This is a genomic window from Cellvibrio sp. ATLC23, assembly GCF_057196725.1.
Genome location: NZ_JBXUOS010000009.1, coordinates 102,264 through 119,282 on the forward strand (window position 1 = coordinate 102,264; position 17,019 = coordinate 119,282).

Here is a 17,019-nt window from a genome sequence, read left to right on the forward strand (position 1 = left end):
GAGTGATGACGAATCAAATTTGCGATGTTATTCGCGAATAGAGTATTTCAGATACTTTTTGTCTTCCTTCCAACAGAATAATACTGAATTCCTTTTTTCTGCATGCGCGTTGGGTCATACATATTGCGCCCATCAAAAATGACTGCATTTGATAACATATCCTTAATTACATCAAAATCCGGTGCACGAAACGCCTGCCATTCGGTAACTATTGCTAAGGCATCTGCACCTTTTAGTGTTGCTTCTTTGGTGCCGCAAAGTAATAAATCATCTCGGTTGCCGTATATGCGTTGAGTTTCATTCATGGCTTCGGGGTCAAATGCCTGAACTTTTGCGCCTTCTGCCCAAAGTGCTTCTATCAGTGTGCGTGAAGGTGCTTCGCGCATATCGTCGGTATTCGGTTTAAAGGACAAACCCCAAATTGCAATTACTTTTCCGGTTAAGTTGCCATCGAAATATGTGTTAATTTTTTTAAATAGCGTCGTTTTTTGTTCATTATTTCTGGCGTCAACGGCTTTTAATACTTTTGAGTCAAAATTAATTTTTTGCGCTGTTTGAATGAGTGCCTGCACATCTTTTGGAAAGCATGAGCCGCCGTAGCCCACGCCTGGATAAATGAACTGATAACCTATGCGTGGATCGCTTCCAATTCCATGCCGCACAGCTTCGATATCAGCACCCAACAATTCGGCCAAATTTGCCATTTCGTTCATGAAGCTGATTTTTGTAGCGAGCATACAGTTTGCGGCATATTTGGTAAGTTCGGCGCTACGCACATCCATGACAATAATTTTCTCGTGATTGCGGTTGAATGGTGCATAGAGCTCTCGCATCATATCTTCCGCGTTTTTGCTATCGGTGCCAATAATAATGCGATCCGGTTTCATGCAGTCTGCGACAGCAGACCCTTCTTTCAAAAACTCTGGGTTTGAAATGATATCGAATGTTAAATCGGCTCGTTTCCGTTCGAGTAAAATCTCCTGCACTTTCGTTTTTACTTTGTCTCCTGTGCCCACAGGTACGGTTGATTTATTAACAATGATCTGGCTTCTATTCATATTTTGGGCGATGGTTGAAGCTACAGTTAGTACATACTTCAAATCAGCTGAGCCATCTTCGTCAGGTGGTGTACCTACGGCAATAAATTGAATCTCTCCATGTGTTACACCGGCTTTTGAATCTGTCGTAAAACGTAACCGACCCGCGGCATGGTTTTCTTTTACAAGATTTTCAAGCCCTGGTTCATAAATCGGAATTTGTCCTTGTATCAGGCGCTCCACTTTGTTTACGTCAACATCGACACAAATAACATCATGGCCCACTTCTGCTAAAACAGCGGCTTGAACCAACCCTACATAACCAATACCAAATACTGTTACTTTCATTTTTTAATCCAGATGAAGTTCTTCTGTAAATTTGAAATATTCTGTACTATTTGCTTTTGCCTTCGAGTGCCTTAGATATTTTGGCCGACACTGAGGTTCTACATAAATGGTAGGAGCCCACTTGATGTGAATTGGCTGGCTGTGTTTTAGGTTGATATAAATAAAATGAAAACCCGTGCTTCTCAATACAGTCTTGTAGATGTTTTGAGATGTTTTTTTGCCTTGGAATATAGAAATACTCCGTTTATTTAATTCTATTTTTTTCTGTGAATGTAGCTATGGCGTTAAAATAGATGCTGCGCATCTTTTCCTGAATAAGTTCAGCCCCCCAATGTTTATATGCATGTTCCTTACCCGCATCAGCTAATGCTTTCGTGTCGATCTGTCGTTCAGCAATCATGGCGAGCAGGGTGGCAAGCTCGTCACTATTCCCGGAGGAAAATAATAAGCCCGTCTCTTGGTGAATGACTGCCTCACTCGTACCGCCAATATCTGCACTAACGGTGAGTACTCCTAGCTGCATAGCCTCTATCAGTGAGCCGCCCAAAGCTTCAAACCAAATCGGTGTTTGCAGGGCTATGTCGGCAGATTGAAGGATTTGTACAACGTCATTGCGGTGACCTATGAATAAGACTCTTTCACCAAGCCGGTGTTCTTGAATTTTATCCTTGAGTAACCGTTCATAACTGTTGTCACCGTCATCCTCAAAGCTGCCGGCGAATATCAACGCTAAATTGGGATGGGTATCTTTAATTTTTATTATTGCGTCGATGGCAATGTGCTGGCCTTTTTCGTGACAAATGCGCGCAGCATGAAAAATGACTATATAACCTTTTGATTTAAGCTCATCTATGAATTGCAGGTTTGACGGCGGCGCTTTTGCGAGTAATTTTTGCGAGTCAAAAGGAGAGTGCACAACTTGGCATCTGTCCTTGGGCACCGTCTGAAGAAGTTCAAGATGTGCCTTCATTAAATTGGCGCTGACAAAAATGTAATCGTTGGCGCGGGCGAGCATTTTTCCTTCGGCCCATCGATAGTCATCCAGATGGCGAAAATAATAGAGTAGAGCGGCATTTTTTATTTCTGCTATTCGATAAGGAAGCGGGTGAACACCGCCATTCGCCTGAACCAAGTCTATTTTTGTTGAAAAGGTTTTGGCGAGTGTTTGAGCCACAATCGAATATTCATTTATTAAGTCTAGTAATGCGATTAGTTTCAAGCCAAAAAAAGTTATCAGCTTATTTTTTGTAAGGGCTTTAAGTCTTTTGATGTGGTCACTTTTGCGTTGATAGTTGTAGAGCGAAAAAATACGTTTCGCTATCACATGTTCAGCGAGTTGCTTGGGGTAAAGATCTGCCAGAGGGTGGTAAGTAATAAAGATAAAGCGAAAATCTTGCAGTTCATTGGCTAGATCCACGGCTCTTGCAATTGATCCTCCGGATGTTTCTACCTGATCAAAAATGAGAATGTTTTTTTTATTCATGATCTTTACCTAAGAATATTTGCCATCGTTTCGATTTGCTTTGAAACAGAAAAGTTCTGTTCGGCACGCTGCCGTGAGTGTTTAGAGAAAGATTGAGCGAGCGTGGTATCTGTGCACAAAACGAATATTTTCTCTGCTAATTCGGTGTGATTGCCAGGGCTAATAAGGAAACCGTTTTTTTGGTTTTCGATAGTTTCTGACAGGCCTTGTAAGTTGGAGACTATTAACGGTAATCCAGATGCCATCATTTCAACACTGGACATAGTGAATGAGTCCCAGCCTGTGGAAGCAATAACGCCGATGCTGGAGCTGCGCATCAATGCGGCTATATCCTTGCGGTATCCGGCAAATGTTACATGGGGTTCTGCTGCCGTGCCTGCGAGCATATCGGTATAGGTCTTTGCTTCATCGCCCTTGTTGCCGCAGAGTACAAACTGAATATTTTGCAGTGAGCCGGTGGTGGCCATATGAATTGCGGCATTGATAATGGTTCTTACGCCTTTGCGTTCTTCCATGTGCCCGGAATAAAAAATAATTTTTCTTTCTTGGGGAATTCCAAGCTGCTCGTGGGCGTAAAAATCTTTACCGTAATTCGGCGAAAACTTTTCTGTGTCTACCCCTAGATAGAGCACGCTGGTTGCTTTGGCCGGAACGCCTCTGCCATGGGTGGCGGTACGGCGCATGGCTTCCGATTCAAATACAAAATGGTCTGGTGTGTTGCGACGCAGTAAAAACTCAGCTTTTTTTAGCCAGAGTTTTAGGCCGGTATTAATGCTGCTCATACTGGCGCCCCAGTAAGAGATGATTTTTTTTACGCCGTTATCTTTAAGCAAACTAATAACCTTTGCTGGATAACCAAGGTCAAATGCGATTACGGTTTGTATATTGTTGTTGCGTAAATAGGGTACCAGAGTGGCTGGATTAGGGTTGCGATAGTCGCAGTCTATTTTATTGTGTGCGGCTGCATCTTTTAGGCCATTAAATGACCAGAAAATGCGTTCATTTGTATAGCCTGCAGCAAGTGCAGCCTGGTGGAACACATACTCAAGGGATGATATCGCGTAGCCTGTATGCTCCTCGCAATGAATCATTATAAGAATGGCGGGCGCGTTATTCATGGAGTTTTAAACCACAGTTTTATCAAGGTGATATTTTTACAAATACACAAATAGTGGTAATAACGCTTTGTGGTATTGTTTTTTATGGTGGCGAGCGCGAGCAGTAGCGTGGAGCTCAATAAATTTTTTACTGAGTCGGCCAGCATTCGCGCAGGCCTGCCCATGATTTTCTTTTGCGCCGTCAGTTTGGCGATATGGTGCGAGGAGTGAGCGCCATCAACAAACAGTTTTTTAATATTTTCGCTGCTGTATTCGCGCTCTTTGAGTCTGTGCCCCACTGCGGCATCGGGAAAGTAAATAACCTTTTTCTTGGCCCAGATCATTTTCCGGTAGAGTAGGGTCTCTTCGCCCGCTGCCAATTTTGTTCCTTGTCGGCCTAAATTGGGATCAAACCCTCCTAGTTCGATAAGCAGCGATTTGCGTACACAAAAATTTTTGCCATAAAATTCGTGGTGAATATCGTTTATATCAAGTGTTTTATCACCGTAATCCAGCCCAACAAAACAAGGTGTGTATTCAGGAATAAACCACCAGGGTTTTGGCTTATCCCAAATAATATTGATTTTGCTGTACAGGCAGTCGGGGGCGAGATTGCGGATTATTTCACTGTATTTTCTGACCCAATGCGCGGGAATTTCTGCATCGTCATCGGTAAATAAAATGTAGTCGCCCTGTGCTTTTTCCAGGCCGGTATTGCGCGCATGGGATAGGCCTTGTCTACCCTCAAAATAATAGTGAAAGTGAGGGCGGTTGCTCACAATGGCTTGAGTGATTTTAGCGGTGTGATCGGGTGAATTATTATCGACGATAATAATTTCAATAGCGCCCGGTTCAGGTTGATCCATTGTCGCCAATTGATTCAGGGTTATCGCTAATGAATCGGCGTTGTTGTAAGTGCATAGCACTATGCTGATGAGAGGCTTCATTTCCCTGGTCGTCTATTAAGGCGAGTTATTGATTTTCGCGGGGAATATGCATGCGAAAATGGTTTTGGTGCGCGGGATTCTACCACAGAGACTAATAAGAGTTTGTTGCAATACGGAATTGTGCGGAATAAAAAAGGCGCCCGTAGGCCACTGCTGTCCCATAGTTTGTAGATAAAAGAAAAGCCTGTTTTCCAAGTTGATACAATGTGAGTACGACCAAACATTGAAAAACAAAGGAAAACAGGCTTTGTCACATTCTAACACCGCATTCCACCAACTACTCAAACCTTTATCGAGACATGAATTTGAATCGGAAGCTAAAAAGCATCATGTCGGCCAAAAATTACGCTCGGCCACTCGCTGGGATCAGTTTGTCGGCATGGCCATGTAGCAACTGTCTGGCCGTCAAAGCTTGCGTGATATTCAATCCAATCTCGAAGCGCAGCAGCATAAGCTCTATCATCTCGGTGCCAAGCCGATTGCTCGCTCAACGCTGGCTCGATTAAACGAAGTACAGCCCGCCGAACTCTATAAACAGATATTTGCTCGCCTGCTTCACCGCTGTAAATCCATGCAGGGTAATCACAAATTCCGCTTTAAAAATCCGCTGTATTCGCTCGATGCCAGCGCGATTGATTTGTCGCTCGCACTATTTCCATGGGCAGCGTATCGCGACGACACTGCCAAGGTAAAACTCAGTGTTGGCTTGAACCACGGCACCCACATCCCTGAATTTGTAGCGCTCAGCGATGGCCAGGAAAACGACATGATTGAAGGACGAAAGTTTGATTTTCCCAAGGGTAGTATTGTGGCATTTGATAAGGGGTACGTGGATTATCAATGGTTTAAGTCACTGACAGATAAAGGGGTTTTCTTTGTAACGCGCTTGCGCGCCAAAGCGGTCTATCGCGTGGAAGAGCGCCGTTACGCCGACAGCAGCAAAGGTATTCTCAGCGATCAGGTCATTCAATTATCCAGCGCTCATGCAATCAAACGCGGTGCACCGACGTTGCGTCGAATTGGCTATCGCGATGCAACAACCGGCAAGTTTTATGAATTTCTCACCAACAATTTTCAGTTGGCAGCGACCACAATTGCAGCGATTTACAAGGATCGATGGCAGGTTGAATTGTTCTTCAAAGCGATCAAACAAAACCTGAAGATCAAAGCGTTTGTGGGCACCTCAAGAAATGCGGTGTTAACGCAAATTTGGATCGCCATGATTACGTATCTATTGTTGGCATTTGCTCGCCACAGTGCGAAATCAGGTTGGACGGTACAGCGGATTATGCGGGTGATTCAATTGAGTTTATTTGATCGTCGGAGCCTGAAAAGCATCCTAATGCCTGATCCTCCTGATCATAAAAAAAGCGAACCTCAAATGAGGCTCGCTTTATGAATAAAACTATGGGACAGCAGTGGCCCGTAGGCGCCTTTTTTTAGCAAGCGATTAATTACGCTTTTTTAGCCAAGCGACGACGTGACAGGCCAAGACCCATCAAGCCTAGACCTAGCAGAGCAAAAATGCCTGGTTCTGGAACTTCCAGTGCTTTTACAGAGAATTCGTCTCTTACACCGCCAGCCCAAAATTTGATTTCATCTACAGTTACGCCACCAACAACAAAGGTTTGTTCGCCGTTAGCTTGAGTAGAGTTGATACCGTAAAAAGTCAGAGTTGAGCCAACTTGTACACCGCCGAACCACAGGGACAGGTAACCAACTTCGCCTCTTACTGGATCGCTACCATCGCCGCCTTCATTGTCTTTGTTGAACAAATCAGTGATTTTGACTGTCTGCAGTGCCACAGCGTTGGCAAACAAAATTTTGATGTATTCAACACCATCAATTTCGTCAATCTCGCCACCGCGAACGCCAAGACCGTCTTGTGGGTCAGCAGCAAACAAGAGTGAGCCTGCTGGGCCCGCAACAGCGGTGACATCACCAACAGTGTGGCTTGGCAGGTTGTTGGCAGCTGGAGTCCAAGCTGGCGAGCCAAAGTCGATAATAAGAGCATTTGCTTGAGCGGCTGCGAGCAATGCGCTTGCTGCGAAAAGTTTACTGATGAATTTCATTGTCTATCTCCATGATAAGTGAGTGTTTGACGACCAACCTGGGTCGCTCTAACGGTACATGCACATGGCGTGCCATGATATAAAATCCTTTTGTAACAGCAACTTGGATAATTATCATTTTGGGGTGTGTAAATCTATTCGACAGGTTTGCTGGTGAGTGTGCGATAAAGCTGCAGTGCGCGCGCGGCGTTTTCTTTGCTGGTGTAAACGCGCTTGAGCAGTGGGCGAACCGGATGGTCAAATAGTTGTAACAGACATTTGCTATAGCCTTCTGCGGTGTGGTTGCTCACCAGTAATTCAGGGTTTTCCGCGAGCACTTCTCGCAGTCCGCCAACACTGTGCGCGACCAGTGGTTTGCCGAGCGCAAGTGTTTCCAGCGCGGTCATCGGTGTTCCCTCGTGGTCGGAGCACATAACAACTATGTCGAGCGCGGCGATGGCGGCAGTCGAGTCGCTGCGGTGCCCGTGAAATACGATTGCTTGGCTGATTCCCAGTTGCTGCGCTTGCATTGTTAAATGTTGTTTGAGTTTGCCATCGCCGATTATGTGAAATTTTAATTTGTGTGCTTGCGCATGATTTACCTGCGTATGCTTGAGAAGCTGCTTGGCTATATCGATAAATAAATCGACTCGTTTCACTGGCTCTAGTCGCCCGACTATGCCTATATGAATGTGATCTTCAGCGCCGGCGCGGATATCGGTTGCGGGTATAAGTTGGTTGAGTGCGTTGGCGTCGATACCATTTTCGATGATGTGTATATGCTGTGCCGGAAATGTGCTCTGTAATTTTTGTGCTAGATCTTTGGATACGGCGATGACCGCGTCTTGCAAATATTTTCCGATCTGGTTATCGAGCCAGATAATCGCTTTTTTTAGTCCCTTGGCGCTGTGCTCAGGTGCGCCATGGGTGGTGCGTAAGGAGCGAATGCGTTTCCAGGGAAGTGTTGCGGCAAGAAGATTGGCGAGGCTCGCCAGAATATTTTCTTTTTGACGATGCGTATGAATCAGGTCGGGTTTTACGTTTTTTATAGTGGCGATGAGTTGGCGTAGGATGGCGAAGCTGGAATTTTTTTGCTCATCGATAATCTCGGTGGTGATGCCTGCTAGTTGGAGTCTTCCGGCTAATTCGCCATTGTTCATCAGCACTACGTATAAATCACAGCGATCTTTTAGGGTGGTGAGTAGTGTATAAGCTTGAACTTCGGCGCCCGCCCAGAGATCGCCAGAAATAATGTGCAAAACCTTGAGGCGAGGGAGTAAAATCGGCGGCTTGTCATTGTTGGTCGGCGCAGTTGCAGGTGTTTGCATGGTGTCGATGTCTTCAGCGGGTTTTGTTAGGGATAGTTTCCAGAGGTTGAAATGTTAACATTTTTGTTTTGGTTGTTTGGTGTTGCTGCTGTTTATAGTTATTTTATTTATCCCTTGGTGTTGCGTGTATTAGTGGCAAGAGTGGGCGTAAAACCCAAAGCGGAAATGACCTCACAAACGGCTGCTGCTAGCGTGTCGTTAATTGTGACAGCTTATAATGAAGAGTCGCGGGTGCGCGCAAAAATAGAAAACAGTTTGCAGTTGCAATTTGATACGGCTGCTTTTGAAATTATCATCGCCTCTGATTGTTCCTCTGATGCTACCGACGACATAGTGCGCGAATACGCTGAGCGTGGTGTGCGTTTGGTGCGGGCGCCAGAGCGTTTGGGTAAAGAGCATGCGCAGCAGTGTGCGATCAAAGAAGCCAGCGGCGAGATTTTGGTATTCAGCGATGTGGCGACCGAAATTCCTGCGGATGCAATTCAAAAACTAGTAACTTATTTTAATGATCCGGGTGTGGGCGCTGTATCCAGCGAAGATCGTTTTATCAGTCAGGATGGCGCGGTAGCGGGCGAGGGGGCTTACGTAAAATACGAAATGTGGTTGCGTCAGCAAGAGTCAAAATTGGCGGGCTTAGTGGGGTTGAGCGGCTCTTTTTTTGCGGTGCGCAAATCCTTGTGCAGCGAGTGGGATATTCGTTCACCCAGTGACTTTAATACTGCACTTAATACGGCAAAGGCGGGCTTGCGTGCAGTGACTGCACCGGATGTGTTGGGCTTTTATCAAGACCTGAAAGATCCCTCAAAAGAATATCAACGCAAAATCCGCACGGTTATTCGCGGTATGACCGGGTTGTCGCGTCACGCTGAAGTGTTGAATATTGGTAAGTTTGGTTTTTTCTCGTTTCAGGTCATCTCACATAAATTAATGCGCTGGTTAACGCCTTGGTTTTTATTGGCGTTATTTCTGAGTAATGCGTTGATTGCCGATAACGGTGCATTTTATTTTTTAGTTTTTCTTGCGCAGTTGGCATTTTATGGTGTTGCTGTAGTCGCTCATTTTTTACCGAATTTACAGGCTGTATCGCTGATTAAGTTGGTGTACTTTTTTGTGCAGGTGAATATTGCACTGCTGGATGCCGGCATTAAGTTTTTGGCCGGTCAGCGTATGACTGTTTGGAAGCCTTCTGCGCGATGATTTTATACGGCGATCTCGCTCCAGTCGGCAATCGCATTTCGCTCGAGCAAAATGCGGACTGTGTATTGGAGGCAATGCTTGGCGAGCATCAATATTGGCTCGACTCAGGTACTTCAGCATTGGCCTTGGCGCTGCTTGATGCAAAAACAAATTTCCCTGACGTTCAAAAGCCGCGCGCCATCATTCCCGGTTATTGTTGTCCGGATTTGGTGGCTGCTTGTGTTTATGCTGGTGTTGAAGCAGTTGCGGTAGATATTGGCGCTAATGATCCCGCTTACGATTTGGCACAATTGCGCGTGCATTTGGATGCGAATGTTATTGCGGTTATTGCGATAAATTTTTTAGGCATCCGCGAGCGTTTGGATGAATTGAGAGCGCTTATTGCCGAGCTGAATTTGCCTGCGCGATTGATTGAAGATAATGCGCAATGGTTTCCGGCTGCCGCGAGTGAGATGGGGTTTAACACAGATTATGTGACCTTTTCGTTTGGTCGCGGTAAACCGATGAGTTTGCTGGGGGGCGGGTTGCTCTGCGCAAAACGGCCACTTGTTGCGAGCGCTGTGGCCAGAATAGAAAAATCGGCACAGCCGTCCCGACTCCTACCGCTAAAAATTGCGGCTTATAATTTGTTGCTAAAACCGCAGTTATATCAATTGTTAAATCGCAATCCCTTGTTGCGTTTAGGTGAAACCCGGTACGTTCCTCTCGACTATATTGCGCAGTTTGATTCTTATAGGCGCGCATTAGTCACCGCTAATTTTATCTTGCACTCTGCGCGTAATAATGACTTGTCACAGAGTTTTGATTCAGTGGTGTTAGCCGGTGGGCTGCAGCAGCTCGATCAAAATTGTGCTGCGCGGCAAATGCCATTGCTGCGTTATCCGCTGTTGTGCCCTGACGAAAAAATGAGAGATCAATTACTAGCGCAACTGAGTGCAGCAGGGCTCGGTGCTTCACCTATGTATGCAGCAGCGATTGATCAAATTGCTGGTGTCGATAATTTAATTACTGTGCCAGAGCCATTACACAATGCGCGGCATTTTGCGCAGCGGTTTATGACCTTGCCTGTACATAGTCAAGTTTTGCTGCCATATAGGGAGCGGATTTTATCTTTGCTTCGCGCTGCTGGAACTAATCCGCTTAGCTCTGCGGCACACTGATGCTGGCGAAGGCGCGCGTCAGTTTATCCAATTCATCGTGACAGTCACTTGCACAATTTGTTTGTGCGGTGAGCAGCCCAAAATATTTATCGCCCGCTGCATTAGCTACTAGCTGCAGAAATTTTGCGGCTATGTATTGTTCAGTTTCGATCTTGCCGACAATGTATTGAGTCGCGATCACAATGCGTGTGTTGCTGCCTACTTTTTTGTAAATCGCGAGATTAAATTTGCGCTGGCGTTGCGATTGCACAAGCGACCAATTGGATCGGTCTGTTAGCCCTTGTATATAGGGCACAATCTCCTCTCTTGCGCGGGTGGGAGTGTGTGCAAATAAGTCCACGCGAATGTTTATATCTTGCAAAGAAACCAAACGTGTATCTGCCCGGGTGATCCCGGGGCTAAGCTCGGTTCCTATACGTTCGCTGGATGTGATCTTGAAGGCGTCGAGATGGCTCAGTTGCAGTGGGAAGTGGGGCGATGGTGCGCTTGCATTGATGTACAGCAGCAGCGGGCCAATACTCACTGCAATCAATGCCAAGAAGCGTGGTCGCTTGGGGATATTGATGATTTTGTTTGGATGTCGATTGATGGGGGCAAAATAAATTGCCGGTACCAGCAAGCAGGCAAAGAGTATCCAGCCAAAGGTTTCGTGGTCGTGCATTAAACTGCTTTGCATATCCGTGTTGTAGCCTATGAGCACTAACAGATAAATGCGCAGCCAATTGGCGAATAAGCCTAGGGCAGCCGCTGCCACCAGCGTAATGATTGCGGTGCGCAGTTGGTATTGATTGATCAGGATAAGAATGTAGCCCATCAATAATGAAATGATCAGGTATCTTATGCCCGAGCAGCCATCGGCAATGTGAATGGTGCCACTGGGAATAAAGAGGCTGCTGCCGTCAATCAGCACAGTTAAATTGCTGAGCTTTACCATCTTACCGACCACGAGGGTGCTGAGCTCTACTAAGACGCCGGTGAGTTCCGACCAAATCGGAATGGTAAAAAATAATAGGCCAAGTATTGGCAGAGTGCCCAACATGGTAGATGTGGATAGCGAGGCGCCGATAAAAAAGCAGAGTGTGGCGATCAGCAGAATGTAAGCGGGCAGGCTGATGCTGAGGCTTTCGAACAAGTACCACCCGAGGGAGCAACCTGCTGTTGCGACCAACAATAGGCCATAAAGAAGGTTTGTGGAGTGAGTATCCTTAAGGGTGTAGCTGGCGCGCCCAAGTAAAACCAGCATTACACCAATAGTTGGGATTGCATGAGCTAAATCCTGATCCCACAGCACCCATTTTTGCCAGAGTGTCATCAAGCTGGAGAGATACAGCAGTGATACAACAAAAATGGCAGCAAAAATGGGTGCAGCAGTGAAGGTGCGAGCTAAATTTCTAATTAAATCCATATAGGGCGCTATTCAGTCCGATGTAATGTGATGCGGTTCATAATAGCGCGAGCGAATAAAAAAATCTTTAGTTCAATCTTTGAGCTTGAAATTAGCGAGTGACCTTCACGAAGCGGCTATAGACACCATTGTTATCGAAGACGGCTATTTCAAATTCTGTGTCGTTGGCATCGGCGTGAGTGTATTCGGTCACCTTATTGCTATTGATTAGTATGTAGGTGTAGCGGTTATCCGTACTCTTACGATAGCGAATTTCATAACCGCCAATTTCATCAAGCTCCAGATATTGTCCATTCTCTCGCTGATTTGGATGTGTCCAGGTTAATTTGGCCGATTTTTGGCTGGAGACACTGCTTGATATTGATGAAGTACTTTTGGCGCTACTGGTTGATGTTGATTTGGAGCTGCTGGATTTGCTGCTGTTTGCAGTGCCCAATGTGCGTATCATGTAAGCGGGTGATTTCTCCGATTTATTACCTGTCGTATCAAACGCAGTGATGGTGTATTGGTACTCGGTATCGGGGAGTAACTGGTTATCAGAAAGTATATTGGTGGGATGAACAAGAGTGGCAATCAGTCGGCCATTGCGTTCAATTTCATAGTGGCTGATACCCACATTATCGGTAGACTCATCCCATATCAGCCTTAAGCTGGTGTCAGCGATTTGGTAAATCATGAGTCTGGTCGCGGAGGGGGGCGTGACATCTATGGCTCCGCCTGCCGGCAGTGAGCTATTACTGCTAAAACTGCTGCTACTGTCGCTAGATCTGGAGATGCGGGTGTAGCTGTCTGTTGAGCTTTTGGGCGAGCTGCTGGCATTGATTGATGTTGCGCTAGCGCTGGTGGCAAGGCTGCTGGCCTGAATGCTGGAGCTTTGAGTGTTGGATGCCTCTGCGCTGCTTACTTCGGGTTTATTGGCCAGACTGCTTGGGTTGTGGGATGTTTCACCCGCTGGTGCTCCGCCACACGCGGATAATAGCGCGGTGAGAAATAAGGGCAGTATTGTGGCGGCCATTTTTTTTACGTGCATGTACATCAATAAACACCTGCTGAAAAATTACATCGATATGTTTGTGTGACAGCGAACCAAACTATTGAAGTAGACGTGATATGTTTAGCACCTTCTTGTGTAAGTAGAATGGTGAATATTCTATTTTTGTTAATAATGCGACTGTTTATTCACTTGTTGTGCGGGATTGATTGCTAAGGGACGGATGCCATTATGTCTTTTTCTTATATTGGTGTGGAGGTCGCATGGGTAACTTCGGCCGCTGTATTTTTATAAGTATTCATTCATACGTCTTAATTTTCGTCTAAATCATTATTTCCGCTTGGACATTCCTGACTCATTCCGTATTTTTTGATTAAATCATAAAACGTTGGGCGCGTTACGCCGAGCAATTTAGCCGCGGCAGAAATATTGTTATCGGTCATGCTGAGTGCGCGCAATATGGCGCCTCGTTCTGCTTCTTGGCGCACATGACGCAAGTTTAGTGACAGCTCACCTGCCTCAGCCAAGCCTAAATCTTCGCGAGTAATATGTTTGCCATCGGCCATAATGACTGCGCGTTTTATTTTATTTTCCATTTCGCGAATGTTGCCGGGCCAGGTGTAATTTTCAATGGCGGCTATGGCATCTGGTGTAAATCCAGTGACATTCTGGCCGTGTTCCTTGGCAAATTTGAGTTTGAAATGGCGCGCGAGTAACACTTTGTCGCCCAGACGATTGCGCAGCGGTGGAATCATTACCGTCATTTCACAAATGCGATAGAACAAGTCTTCGCGAAAACTGCCGTCTTTTACCATTTCTTCAAGATTTTTGTTGGTTGCGCAGATCACGCGTACATCAACCGGAATCTCGGAGCGCCCGCCCACACGCTCAATAACCCGTTCTTGCAAAAAGCGCAAAAGCTTTGCTTGTAGATTGAGAGGCATGTCACCAATTTCGTCGAGAAACAGTGTCCCTTCATTGGCGGTTTCAACTTTGCCAATGGTCATTTTGTTTGCGCCGGTAAAGGCGCCTTTTTCGTAACCGAAGAGTTCGCTCTCTATTAAATTCTCTGGCACTGCTGCGCAGTTGATTGCCACAAAGCGTTTGTTTTTGCGCGGGCTCAGTTGATGGATGGCGCGTGCCATCACTTCTTTACCTGTGCCGCTTTCGCCCAGCAGGGTGCAGGTGACGGTGGTGGGAGAAATTTTTTCCAGTTGACGGCAGATTTTCAGCAGTTGCGGGTCATTGGTGATTAATCCTTCCAGTGGTTCCTGCTGCGATACACTGAGGCGGCGGTTGTAGTCTTCCAATTCATGGATGTGAAAGGCGCGCTGGACGATTAAGTCGAGCGTGTTGGGATCAACCGGTTTTTGATAAAAATCATAAGCGCCCATGGCGACGGCGCGCAGGGCGTTGTCGCGGTCGGTTTTACCGGTCATCACTATGACTTTGCTGTTGGGGGCGATACGCAAAATATCCTGAATACATTTGAAGCCTTCATCGACACCATCTTCATCGGGCGGTAGGCCCAAATCCTGAATAATGACGGATGCTTCGTGCAGGCGCAGCGCGGCGATTGCATCCTGGCGGTTATCGGCGACTATGGTTTCGTACTGATCAAAATGCCAGCGCAATTGGCTTTGCAGCCCGCTGTCATCTTCAACAATGAGTAAGATGGGTTTGGACGAGGTCGATTTGCTCATGCGCTGGGCTGATCCTTATTCAACGGGAGGGTGATGGTAATGGTGGTGCCTTCGCCGGGTTCACTGGCGACATTCAGTGTGCCGCTCAGCTCGCTGATATATTCGCGTGACAGGTAGACACCAATACCCATACCTTTGCCGGATTTAGTAGTTTCAAATGGCTTGAATAGACGGTTGTGAATGAAATCCCAATCCATGCCGGAACCGGTGTCTTCGATAGTGATGATCGCCGAGTTGCTGTCGATTTGCAGTGTAACATGAACTTTTCCATCGTCAGGCGTGGCTTCCTGCGCATTTTTGATGAAGTTGGTAATGGTCATCACCAGACGTACCTGATCGGCATTGATGGTGCGCTGGGTGGGTTGTATCTCAGCTGTAAGTGAGCGGCCGCCGCGCTGGCACTCCTGTACCGCCTGATACACCACGTCCATAATCGATAAACGCTTCACCAGATCCGAGTCATCGCGGCGCAGTTTTTTCAGCAGGTTGTTCATGCGATCAACCGAGTTGCTGATGGTTTTGATCGCATCTTCAAAAAAGGCTGGATTGCCTTTGTGTTTTTCAGCGTTGCGCACGACCAATGCCTGTTGTGCGATCAGGTTATTCAAGTCGTGGATAATAAACGCCACTAGCTTGTTATAGGTATCAAACTGCCGTCCTTCTACTAATTGTTCTGCTTGCTGATGGCGCTTGAGATAGCTGGCGATTTGGCGCCCCATGGTTTTGAGCAAGTCCAGATCTTCCCAAGTGAGGGTTTCATCGCCTGCGGGTTTGGTCAATGCCATAAAGCCCACCAGCTCCTCACCTACAATCAAGGGGAACATCAGCCAAAGATTAGGAATGTTATGCGCCCAACTGGGCAGCAGCTCATTGTGCTGGCTCAGTGCTTCGTTATCGCCGCTGTCGGGGATAAACACCCATTCGGACTCGATAAAGGCGCGACAGAAAGGGCTATCAACTGGCTCTTCTTGCAGCTCGATAAAATTGGGCAAATTGGCGCGATAAACCGGTTCATAGAAGCCCTGTTTACGCAGCCAAATCGCACCTGCTGGTGCTTTGGTAGTAGACGCGACGGCAAAAAATGCGCGCTGATTTACTTCGCTGGCCTCTGCCGGTTGCGCAAGATAGTTGATCAGGCGCAGCCACTCATTGCGATAATCATATTTGTAGCGAAACAGATGTTTATTGATCAAAACCGACAGCTTCATGCGTATACGGCTAGAGATAAACACGGTGGTGATCAATAAAACGGCGCCCACCAGTAACAGGCTATAAAAAACTGTGCCCCAGTTGCCACCATAGAGGCGCACGTAATAGCCGCCGAGAGAAAGCACGGTGATTAATATCCCCACTGCGACCAGTGAGGTGGTGTAAAAGGCAATCGGCCGGGAGAGATTAAAGTTGGCGGGGCGGTCATTGCGTTGCAGCAATAACATTCCGCCCAGTGCCATAAATAGACAGGTGGCAATGGACACGGCGGCGCGTGATTGCCAGAGCATGGGGTCGAGCCCCTTGAAGATCAGCGCATGGGTAAATAAGTAGATGTCGTAGAGAAAAATCGCCGCTAGATTCATGCACAGCAATTTGATCTGACGGTCATTTTCTGCAGCATAGCGATAAAGCTGCTCAACGCTGACCAGCGCGATCACCGCCAGTCCCAGCGCAAACCACACCGATAATCCCGCCTGATTCATATTGGGGAGAAACAGCATCGCAATTGCGAGCGCAGTGATTGGCCAGCCGCCGCTAAACAACAACTGCAAGCTGGTCGGCAGTTGTTTGCGCTGGGTATTGTGTTTGAGGCTAAGTCCGATACAGAACACCCAGGCGTTAAAATGCAGGTATTCAAAAATGATCAGCAAGTAAAGCGGGATTGACTGCTCGGAAAACGACAGCGCGATAGTCCCGAGGTGCAGAGTATGGACGGCGGCAGCGCCGGCAAATAGCCAGGTTTTTTGATTGCGTACCAGTTGCAGCAAATAGGCGACAGTGAGCAGGGCGGACACGACTGCGGCACTAAAATAGGCTACAAAAGTAACGCTGTTATATTCCATACTGACTAGAATCCTATGCGGCGGTATAAAACGTGGCAATAAGCATAACAGTTGGCACTGGCAGATCAAAACGTCACAAGATTCTTAAGTGTCTATTGAATACCGCCATCGCCTGTGTGGGTATTTGCCGCTATAATGCGCGCCCTAAAGATCGTTTGATCACCTGAATTTACACTGGGCAGACTGAAGCTGGGTTTCAGTCGCCTTATATCAACGAG

General features: G+C 46.7%; 12 protein-coding genes and 1 pseudogene. 3 read left to right on the top strand and 10 right to left on the bottom strand.

The genetic code is table 11. The features are described 5' to 3' along the window. Positions 1 to 47 precede the first annotated feature (47 nt). From AC2CG4_RS14770 to AC2CG4_RS14785, 4 genes are all read right to left on the bottom strand, one after another. Positions 48 to 1,385 (bottom strand): UDP-glucose dehydrogenase family protein, encoded by a 1,338-nt coding sequence (locus AC2CG4_RS14770; RefSeq protein WP_484486997.1) that lies wholly within the window; start codon positions 1,383 to 1,385, stop codon positions 48 to 50. A gap of 244 nt (positions 1,386 to 1,629) precedes the next feature. Beyond that, positions 1,630 to 2,868, bottom strand: coding sequence for a glycosyltransferase family 4 protein (locus AC2CG4_RS14775; RefSeq protein ID WP_484486998.1), 1,239 nt, complete (start codon positions 2,866 to 2,868; stop codon positions 1,630 to 1,632). Positions 2,869 to 2,873: 5 nt separating this feature from the next. Next, on the bottom strand, positions 2,874 to 3,986 hold the full coding sequence (locus AC2CG4_RS14780) for a glycosyltransferase family 4 protein (RefSeq protein ID WP_484486999.1): 1,113 nt from the start codon (positions 3,984 to 3,986) through the stop codon (positions 2,874 to 2,876). Further along, complete coding sequence (locus AC2CG4_RS14785; protein WP_484487000.1) at positions 3,983 to 4,912, bottom strand: glycosyltransferase family 2 protein; 930 nt, start codon at positions 4,910 to 4,912, stop codon at positions 3,983 to 3,985. Before AC2CG4_RS14785 ends, AC2CG4_RS14780 begins: the two co-directional genes overlap by 4 nt. A 247-nt stretch (positions 4,913 to 5,159) precedes the next feature. Between AC2CG4_RS14785 and AC2CG4_RS14790 the strand changes: the two are divergent. After that, a pseudogene (locus AC2CG4_RS14790) lies at positions 5,160 to 6,311 on the top strand (IS4 family transposase). Between the two features lie 55 nt (positions 6,312 to 6,366). On the opposite strand, the gene AC2CG4_RS14795 reads toward AC2CG4_RS14790, so the two are convergent. Then, on the bottom strand, positions 6,367 to 6,984 hold the full coding sequence (locus AC2CG4_RS14795) for a PEP-CTERM sorting domain-containing protein (RefSeq protein ID WP_484487001.1): 618 nt from the start codon (positions 6,982 to 6,984) through the stop codon (positions 6,367 to 6,369). A 134-nt stretch (positions 6,985 to 7,118) separates the two neighbouring features. Continuing rightward, positions 7,119 to 8,291: a glycosyltransferase gene (locus AC2CG4_RS14800; RefSeq protein WP_484487002.1), complete on the bottom strand. Its 1,173-nt coding sequence runs from the start codon at positions 8,289 to 8,291 to the stop codon at positions 7,119 to 7,121. A 51-nt stretch (positions 8,292 to 8,342) separates the two neighbouring features. On the opposite strand from AC2CG4_RS14800, the gene AC2CG4_RS14805 reads away from it, so the two are divergent. Beyond that, on the top strand, positions 8,343 to 9,488 hold the full coding sequence (locus tag AC2CG4_RS14805; protein WP_484487003.1) for a glycosyltransferase family 2 protein: 1,146 nt from the start codon (positions 8,343 to 8,345) through the stop codon (positions 9,486 to 9,488). Next, complete coding sequence (locus tag AC2CG4_RS14810; RefSeq protein ID WP_484487004.1) at positions 9,485 to 10,648, top strand: DegT/DnrJ/EryC1/StrS family aminotransferase; 1,164 nt, start codon at positions 9,485 to 9,487, stop codon at positions 10,646 to 10,648. Before AC2CG4_RS14805 ends, AC2CG4_RS14810 begins: the two co-directional genes overlap by 4 nt. Here AC2CG4_RS14810 and AC2CG4_RS14815 read toward each other — a convergent pair. From AC2CG4_RS14815 to prsK, 4 genes are all read right to left on the bottom strand, one after another. Further along, on the bottom strand, positions 10,629 to 12,053 hold the full coding sequence (locus AC2CG4_RS14815; RefSeq protein ID WP_484487005.1) for an exosortase/archaeosortase family protein: 1,425 nt from the start codon (positions 12,051 to 12,053) through the stop codon (positions 10,629 to 10,631). The two genes, AC2CG4_RS14810 and AC2CG4_RS14815, sit on opposite strands and share 20 nt — an antisense overlap. Before the next feature lie 91 nt (positions 12,054 to 12,144). Beyond that, positions 12,145 to 13,089 carry a fibronectin type III domain-containing protein gene (locus AC2CG4_RS14820; RefSeq protein WP_484487006.1) on the bottom strand — a complete coding sequence of 315 codons (945 nt, stop codon included), beginning with the start codon at positions 13,087 to 13,089 and terminating at the stop codon, positions 12,145 to 12,147. Between the two features lie 266 nt (positions 13,090 to 13,355). Continuing rightward, positions 13,356 to 14,747: a PEP-CTERM-box response regulator transcription factor gene (gene prsR / locus AC2CG4_RS14825; RefSeq protein ID WP_484487007.1), complete on the bottom strand. Its 1,392-nt coding sequence runs from the start codon at positions 14,745 to 14,747 to the stop codon at positions 13,356 to 13,358. After that, positions 14,744 to 16,801 (bottom strand): XrtA/PEP-CTERM system histidine kinase PrsK, encoded by a 2,058-nt coding sequence (gene prsK, locus AC2CG4_RS14830; RefSeq protein ID WP_484487008.1) that lies wholly within the window; start codon positions 16,799 to 16,801, stop codon positions 14,744 to 14,746. The genes prsR and prsK overlap by 4 nt, the downstream gene beginning before the upstream one ends. Positions 16,802 to 17,019 lie beyond the last annotated feature (218 nt).